Genomic DNA, 7,954 nt, shown 5'->3' with positions numbered 1-7,954 from the left:
GGGGGGGGGGGGGGGGGGGGTTTTGGGCGGCGGGGGCCGCCCGGGGGGGGCCCCGCCCCCCCCCCCCCCCCCGCCCCCCCCCGCCCCCCCCGCCGGGGGGGGCCCCCCCCCGCGGCCCCCCCCACGCCGTGGGTTCGGGCGGCCTAGAAGACGGCCGTGCCGTTCTGGGTCAGCTTCCAGTTGGTGACCGCGAAGTCGGCCGGGTTCAGGGCGCCCTTGGCCGTCACGTAGTCGATCATCAGCTGGCGGATCTCGTTTGTGGAGCTGTAGGCGATGTCGGCCGCGGCAATGTGCGGGTAGCCGCTGCCGCCGTTGGCGCGGTAGTTGTTGACGGCGACGACGAAGACCTGGTCGTCGGCGACGGGCGCACCCTTGTGGCTGAGGTTCTTGATCCGGGACCCCTCGGGCTGCGCGATGTCGATGTCGTAGTCGACACCGGCGGCGGTGTCGTACATGTAGTCCCAGAAGCTGTTGGCGTTGGTGAGGGTCGCGGTGTCGACCTTGGTGCCGGACGGGACCTGGTGGTAGTACTTCGCCGCGTACTCCAGGTAGTCCTTGAGCTGGGCGCCGGTGAGCTTCTTGCCGTAGAGCGTGTTGTCGTAGATGTAGAGCCCGGCGATGTCCTTGATGGTCACACTGCCCGCGGGGATGTCGGCGGTGCGGCTGAAGGGCGCGGCGACCGAGATGAGCGGGAGGGCGGCGTCGGCGCTGGACAGGCCGGTGGCGACGGTGGCCATCTGGACCTGGTGGATGAAGTCCATGATGGGGACGTCCTTCCAGCAGGACTCGGCCGCCGAGAGGTCCGTGGAGCAGGTGCCGACGGGGGTGTTGACGTATTTCACCACCAGCTCGTGGTCCGCCTTGAGGAGCCGGGTGATCTCCGGGTCCTCCTCGACATTGCTGGGGCTGAGGGTCTGGGCCTTCTTGCCGGTGACCTTCCACTGCCCGTGGTGCAGTTCGAGGTCGAAGTCGAAGACCGTGAGCCGCATGCCCCAGCAGTAGGGCTCGGACAGCAGGACGTCCTCGCCGGTCTGCTCGTTCTTGACGGTGTAGGAGGAGACCTCGACATGGGTGTGGCCGACGAGGATGGCGTCGATGCCGGGGACCTGCTCGGCGACCAGGTTGGAGGCGTTCTCGACGTAGGGCAGTTCGCTGCCGTAGGAGGACGAGCCGTCGAGCCCGGAGTGGTCGGTCAGGAAGACGACGTCGCAGCCGAGGGCGCGCAGCCGGGGCACGTACTTCTTCGCCTGCTCGACGAGCCCGGGGAAGACCATCCTGCCGCTGACGTTGTCCTTGTCCCACAGCGCGATGCCGGGGTTGGTGAGGCCGAGGATGCCGACCTTGATGTCGGGGGCGCCGGGGACCCGGATCCGCTTCACCGTGTAGGGCTGGAAGGCGGGGCGCAGGGTCTTGGCGTCCAGGGCGTTCGCGCCGAGCAGCGGGAAGCGGCACTGGCTCTCGAACTTGCGCAGCAGGTCGATGCCGTAGTTGAACTCGTGGTTGCCGAGCGCGGCGGCGTCGTAGCGCATGTGGTTCATGGCCGTGGCCATGGGGTGGCGGGGTCCGTGCGTGCCGCCGGTGCCGTTGATGGGGTCGACCCGGGCGAAGTAGTACGCCAGCGAGGTGCCCTGGATGATGTCGCCCGCGTCGACGAGCAGGACGTGGTCCTCGCCCTTCGCCTCGCGCTGCTGCTTGACCAGGGTGGCGACGCGCGCGATGCCGACGGAGTTGCCGGCCTTGTCGCTGTAGGCGGCGTCCAGGTAGTAGTCCCAGTCGAAGACATGGCTGTGCAGGTCGGTGGTACCCAGGATGGAGAACGACCAGGTGCGGGGCCGGTGGCCGGGGTGGTGGTCGGCCGCCTGCGCCGGGCCGGCACCGACGGCACCCGCCGTGGCCACGGCCGCGCCGGTGACGGCCGACTTCTGCATGAACGCGCGGCGGTTCATGGGACTGACGGACATTCGGGCTCCTGAGGGTGGAGTGACGCGGTCGGGTGGTGTGTGCCGTTCGGGGACTACCCGCGTAGATCGTGGACGGGCGGAGGTCGCCCCGAAACCCGAAACAAGTCATGGGCAGGTCAAGTTCCGGGCAGCCAAAGGGTACCGGCGCCCGAACAGCACCGCGCCCCCGTCCGGTGCTTCACCGGACGGGGGCGCGGAAGCCCGAAGTGCCGCTCTACAGGAACGAGTTGATCTCGATCGTCTCGTCGCGGCCCGGGCCCACACCGATCGCCGAGATCGGGGCGCCCGACATCTCCTCCAGGGCCTTGACGTAGCCCTGCGCGTTCTTGGGGAGGTCGGCGAAGGTCTTGGCCTTCGTGATGTCCTCCTGCCAGCCCGGCAGGTACTCGTAGACCGGCTTCGCGTGGTGGAAGTCGGTCTGGGAGTACGGGAGTTCCTCGACGCGCTTGCCGTCGATCTCGTACGCGACGCAGACCGGGATCCGCTCCCAGCCGGTGAGCACGTCGAGCTTGGTGAGGAAGAAGTCCGTCAGACCGTTGACCCGGGTGGCGTAGCGGGCGATCACCGCGTCGAACCAGCCGCAGCGGCGGTCACGGCCGGTGGTGACACCGCGCTCCCCGCCGATGCGGCGCAGGGCCTCGCCGTCCTCGTCGAACAGCTCGGTCGGGAAGGGACCGGAGCCGACGCGGGTGGTGTACGCCTTCAGGATGCCGATGACCCGGCCGATCTTCGTCGGGCCGACACCAGCACCGGTGCAGGCGCCGCCCGCGGTCGGGTTCGACGAGGTGACGAAGGGGTACGTGCCGTGGTCGATGTCCAGCAGGGTGCCCTGGCCGCCCTCGAACAGCACCACCTTGCCGTCGTCGAGCGCCTGGTTGAGGACCAGGACGGTGTCGGCGACATAGGGCTTGATCTGGTCGGCGTAGCCCAGCAGCTCCTCGACCACCTGGTCCACGGCGATCGCGCGCCGGTTGTACAGCTTGGTGAGGACCTGGTTCTTGACCTCCAGGGCCGCCTCGACCTTCTGGGTCAGGATCGACTGGTCGTAGAGGTCCTGGACCCGGATGCCGATGCGGTTGATCTTGTCGGCGTAGGTCGGGCCGATGCCCCGGCCCGTGGTGCCGATCTTGCGCTTGCCGAGGAAGCGTTCCGTCACCTTGTCGACGGTGACGTTGTACGGCGTGATGACATGCGCGTTACCGCTGATCAGGAGCTTGGACGTGTCGACGCCACGCTCGTTCAGACCGCTCAGCTCGGAGAGCAGGACCGACGGGTCGACGACGACTCCGTTGCCGATGACGGGGGTGCATCCGGGCGAGAGGATTCCGGAAGGCAGCAGATGCAGTGCGTACTTCTGGTCGCCGACGACGACCGTGTGGCCGGCGTTGTTGCCGCCCTGGTAGCGCACTACATAATCCACCGATCCACCGAGCAGGTCGGTGGCCTTCCCCTTGCCTTCGTCACCCCACTGAGCACCGAGCAGCACAAGTGCGGGCACGCGCGTACACCCCTTCCGGGCGGGGCATGTCCAAGGTCAGGGGCGTACGCGGAGGGTCCACCGCCGTGTGCACCGCGGCCGTCGTTGGCCGCAAACCGTCGGACCGGATGCCCCGGAATAGACGAAGCCCCTGGCGCAATAGCGCAAGGGGCTCTTGCACAAAGATGCTACCCGAGGAAGCGAGGCAGGACCGAGGTGGCGACTTCCGACCAGCTCCTCGTGGTCATCGACCCGGTCGCCCGTCACAGTGACGGCGAGTCCGTGCGGATCGCAAAAGACGTGCTCAGCGCGGGTGCGGCGACCAAGATGTGCCTCCCGGACGGCCCGGAGGAATTCGCCCGGGCACTGGCCCGCAGGGGGGCTCGGAGGCCGGTGGTGGTGGGCGACGACCGGGCACTGCTGCGCGCGGTGACCCTGCTGCACCGGCGGCGGGAGCTGGCCACCACGGCGCTGTCGCTGGTGCCGGTCGGGGGCGCGCTGTCGCTGGCGCGGACGCTGGGGGTGCCCACGGGGGCGGTGGCGGCCGCCCGTGCCGTGCTGGACGGGGCGGAACGGCGGCTGGACCTGCTGTCCGACGACAGCGACGGGGTGGTCCTCGGGGAGCTGCGGATACCGTCCGTGCCGACCATGCCGTTCCCGTGCGAGGACGCGCCCCTCGGCGGGGCGGTCCTCTCCGGGCGGCCCTGGCTGCGGGTGCGCCAGTCGCTGGTGCGGACCCTGGTCCGCCCCTCCCGGCCGCTCACCGCGCCCTCCCCTGGCCCCTCCCGGCTGCGGATCGAGGTCGACGGGGTGCTGCTGGTGGATCTGGACCAGCCGGTCGCGGGCGTGCGGGTGGCGCCGGACGCCTCCGGGGCGGCGGTGGTGGAGGTGCGGCCGGTGTCGGTGGGCGCCGAGGCCTCCCCGCTGGCGGCCCGCGGCCGCACGGTGACGGTGTCCGGCACGGACTTCCGCTACCGCGCGGACACCCTGGTCACGGGCCCGGTCCGCAGCCGGACCTGGACGGTCCGCGCCGGAGCCTGGGGACTCACGGTGCCACCTTCCGCGTGAGGGGTCCCCCGTTCCGACGGGGCCGCCTCCACCCGGGCTCGCACTTCCTCGCCCGCTCCCCCTCCGGGCCCCCTGCACGCTCACGCACCCCCATGTGCCCTTATCTGCCTCATGTGCCCTCATATGCCCCGTGCCTGGTGCCGGTGAAGTTCTCCCAGGCGATTTCTAAAGGTCTGGTTGACAAACATTTAACGGCTCGACACCCTTGACCGACTCATTCGGGCCACAGAGTTCCACTCCAGCAGCAGTGCACCACGCGTTCACGGCACCAGGGAAGGGGCCACCCGATGGCGGTACAAGAGGGCACGGCCCCGGACACGGGGACGGGTTCAGAAGGAACGATTCACCGGCTGAAGCCCAACGCTGTGGGCCTTCTCGGTGTGGTCTTCATGGCGGTCGCCACCGCCGCGCCGATCACCGCCATGACGGGCAATGTGCCCTTTATGGTGTCGGCGGGCAATGGCATCGGCGCCCCCGCAAGTTATCTCGTGGCAATGGTCGTCCTGGCAATCTTTTCCGTCGGTTTCACCTCGATGGCGAAACACATCACCTCGACCGGCGCCTTCTACGGCTTCATCTCCTACGGCCTCGGCCGCACCGTCGGCCTCGCCTCGGGGCTGCTCGCGACCTTCGCCTACGTCGTCTTCGAGCCCGCCCTGATCGGGATCTTCTCCACCTTTGCCACCACCACCCTCAAGGACCAGACGGGCCTCGCCATCCCCTGGTGGGCGTTTGCCGTGCTGATGCTGGCGATCAACGCGATGGGCACCTGGTTCGGCGTGGACGTCGCCGAGAAGCTGCTCGTCGTGCTGCTGGGCACGGAGGTCACCGTGCTCGCGGCGATGGCCGTCTCCGTCGCCCTGCACGGCGGCGGCCCGCACGGCTTCTCCTTCGACCCGGTCAACCCGGTCAACGCCTTCAAGGGCACCAGCGCGGGCCTCGGCCTGTTCTTCGCCTTCTGGTCGTGGGTCGGCTTCGAGTCGACGGCGATGTACGGCGAGGAGTCCCGCGACCCCAAGCGGATCATCCCCAAGGCGACCCTGATCTCGGTCCTCGGCGTCGGTGTCTTCTATGTCTTCGTCTCCTGGATGGCGATCAGCGGCAACGGCGAGGCGGAGGCCGTGAAGGCGGCCTCCTCGGCCAACCCGCTCGCCCTCTTCTTCAACCCCACCGAGCACTACGTGGGCCACTGGGCCGTCGACGTGATGCAGTGGCTGATGATCACCGGCTCCCTGGCATGCGGCATGGCCTTCCACAACTGCGCGGCCCGCTACATGTACGCGCTGGGCCGTGAGGGCGTCCTGCCCTCGCTGCGGCGGACCGTGGGCCGCACCCACCCCGCGCACGGCTCCCCGCACATCGCGGGCCTGGTGCAGACGGTCGTCAGCGCCCTGCTGATCGGGGCGTTCTGGCTCGCGGGCAAGGACCCGTACACCGGCACCTACGTCCTGCTCGCCATCCTCGGCACCATGGCGATCCTGGTGGTGCAGGCGGTGTGCTCCTTCGCGGTGCTGGTCTACTTCCGTTCCCACCACCCCGAGAGCCGGCACTGGTTCCGGACCTTCGCCGCCCCGCTCACCGGGGGGATCGCGATGCTCGCGGTGGTGGCGCTGCTGGTGTCCAACATGAGCGCCGCGGCCGGTCCCGAGTCCGGCTCGCTGATCCTGAAGGCGACACCCTGGCTGGTGGCGCTGGTCGCGGCGACGGGCATCGGCTACGCCCAGTATCTGAAGCGGACCGCACCCGAGCGGTATGCGCTGCTGGGCCGGACGGTCCTGGAGGAGACCAAGGAGCGCTGACGAACGCCCCGTTGACGTCCCGTCGGCCGGAGCCGCTGAGCGGTCCCGGCCGACCTCCGCTCGCTGGGGCTCAGTCGAGGTACTGCTTGAGTTCCCCGGTGGGCAATACGATGCCGACGGGCTCGGGAAGTACGACCTCGCCGCCGAGTCTGACCACGTGGATGTCCCGGTAGCCGTCCTCGGGGTCCGGGGCGCTGTGGAGCAGGACCGAGAGGTTCTCACGGTCGATCAGCAGATAGACCGGGATGCCCGCCTCGGCGTAGGCCCGCGGCTTCTCCACCCGGTCGCGGTGGTGCGTGTCCCAGTCGTACGACGTGTCCGGCCCTCGGCGGCCGTTCCTCCGGATCACCCGCACCATCCGCCGAACGGGTGATCAACCGATCTCCACGTCCAGGCCCTCCAGTCCCCGGATCACGAAGTTCGGCTTGCGGTGGGGGGTGGTGGCCAGGCGGAGGGTGGGGGCCTGCTTCAGCAGGGCCGTCATCGAGGCCGCCAGTTCGATCCGGGCCAGGGGGGCGCCGATGCAGTAGTGGATGCCCGCGCTGAAGGAGATGTGCGGGTTGTCCCGGCGGGCCAGGTCCAGCTTTCCGGGGGCGTCGAAGACCGCCGGGTCGTGGTTGGCGGAGCCGAACAGCAGGGCGACCTCCGCGCCCCGGGGCAGGGTGGTGCCGTCGATCTCGATGTCGTCCAGCACCCAGCGTTCGAAGAGCTGGAGCGGGGTGTCGTAGCGCATCAGCTCCTCCACGGCGGACGGGACCAGCGCGTGGTCCGCGCGGAGGGCCGCCAGCTGGTCCGGGTGGCGGAACAGCGCCCACCAGCCGTTGACCGTCGCGTTCACCGTCGCCTCGTGGCCCGCGTTCAGCAGCAGCACACAGGTCGAGATCATCTCCTGCTCGGTGAGCCGCTCCCCCTCGTCGTACGCCGCGATCAGGCCCGAGATCAGGTCCTCGCCGGGCGCCTTGCGGCGCTGCGCGATCAGCTCCCGGAGGTAGCCGGAGAACTCCACCGAGGCCCGCACCGCCCGCGCCGCCGCCTCGGGCGGCGGATTCAGCTCGTACATCCCGCAGATGTCCGCCGACCAGGGCCGCAGCTGCGCCCGGTCCGCCTCCGGGATGCCCAGCATCTCGGCGATCACCGCGACCGGCAGCGGTTCGGCGACCTCCCTCAGCAGGTCGCCGCCGCCCGCCCGCACCAGCCGGGACACCAGTTCCTCGGCCAGCCCGCGCACATACGGGGCCAGCCGATCCACCGTCCGGGGGGTGAACGCCTTCGACACCAGCCGCCGGATCCGGGTGTGGTCCGGCGGCTCCAGGTCCAGCATGCCGTGGTCGTTGAGGGTGTGGAACGGCTCGTGCTCGGGCGGCGGCGGAGTCCGGCCGAAGTCCTCGTGGCCGAACCGGTGCCGATAGGTCCGGCCCAGCCGCCGGTCGCGCAGCAGCGCCGACACATCCGCGTGGTGGGGGACCAGCCACTGCCCGGTGGGCGCGTAGGGGATCACCCGGCCGAGCGCGCGCAGCTCGGCGTAGGCGGGGCAGGGGTCGGCCAGGAACGCCGGGTCCCACGGGTCGAACGCGAGGTCGGGTGGGGCTGCCATGCCCGGACGCTAGCCCGGCCCGCCCCCGTCTGACCAGAGGTCACCGGGAGCGGCG

6 protein-coding genes are annotated in these 7,954 nt (G+C 70.1%); 2 read left to right on the top strand and 4 right to left on the bottom strand.

Translation table 11 applies throughout. The features are described 5' to 3' along the window. Nucleotides 1–143: 143 nt before the first annotated feature. Both ACIHAA_RS23385 and ACIHAA_RS23380 read right to left on the bottom strand, forming a co-directional pair. On the bottom strand, nucleotides 144–1,961 hold the full coding sequence (locus ACIHAA_RS23385; RefSeq protein ID WP_399820192.1) for a bifunctional metallophosphatase/5'-nucleotidase: 1,818 nt from the start codon (nucleotides 1,959–1,961) through the stop codon (nucleotides 144–146). Nucleotides 1,962–2,175: 214 nt separating this feature from the next. Then, nucleotides 2,176–3,459, bottom strand: coding sequence for an adenylosuccinate synthase (locus ACIHAA_RS23380; protein WP_399820190.1), 1,284 nt, complete (start codon nucleotides 3,457–3,459; stop codon nucleotides 2,176–2,178). Nucleotides 3,460–3,654: 195 nt separating this feature from the next. On the opposite strand from ACIHAA_RS23380, the gene ACIHAA_RS23375 reads away from it, so the two are divergent. Together ACIHAA_RS23375 and ACIHAA_RS23370 are read left to right on the top strand one after the other, a co-directional pair. After that, the gene (locus ACIHAA_RS23375; RefSeq protein WP_399820188.1) at nucleotides 3,655–4,506 is read left to right on the top strand and encodes a diacylglycerol kinase; all 852 of its coding nucleotides are present in this window, start codon (nucleotides 3,655–3,657) and stop codon (nucleotides 4,504–4,506) included. A gap of 287 nt (nucleotides 4,507–4,793) precedes the next feature. After that, the gene (locus tag ACIHAA_RS23370) at nucleotides 4,794–6,305 is read left to right on the top strand and encodes an APC family permease (protein ID WP_399820186.1); all 1,512 of its coding nucleotides are present in this window, start codon (nucleotides 4,794–4,796) and stop codon (nucleotides 6,303–6,305) included. Nucleotides 6,306–6,375: 70 nt separating this feature from the next. Here ACIHAA_RS23370 and ACIHAA_RS23365 read toward each other — a convergent pair whose 3' ends face one another. Further along, nucleotides 6,376–6,654 (bottom strand): Uma2 family endonuclease, encoded by a 279-nt coding sequence (locus tag ACIHAA_RS23365; protein WP_399820184.1) that lies wholly within the window; start codon nucleotides 6,652–6,654, stop codon nucleotides 6,376–6,378. A gap of 24 nt (nucleotides 6,655–6,678) precedes the next feature. Then, entirely contained in the window at nucleotides 6,679–7,899 is a 1,221-nt protein-coding gene (locus ACIHAA_RS23360) for a cytochrome P450 (RefSeq protein WP_399820182.1), read from the bottom strand. Nucleotides 7,900–7,954: the final 55 nt, after the last annotated feature.

The organism is Streptomyces sp. NPDC052040 (assembly GCF_044548405.1).
Taxonomy (GTDB): Bacteria; Actinomycetota; Actinomycetes; order Streptomycetales; family Streptomycetaceae; genus Streptomyces.
The sequence above is the reverse complement of the archived record's forward strand: the minus strand, read 5'-3'. Positions and strand labels throughout refer to the sequence as shown.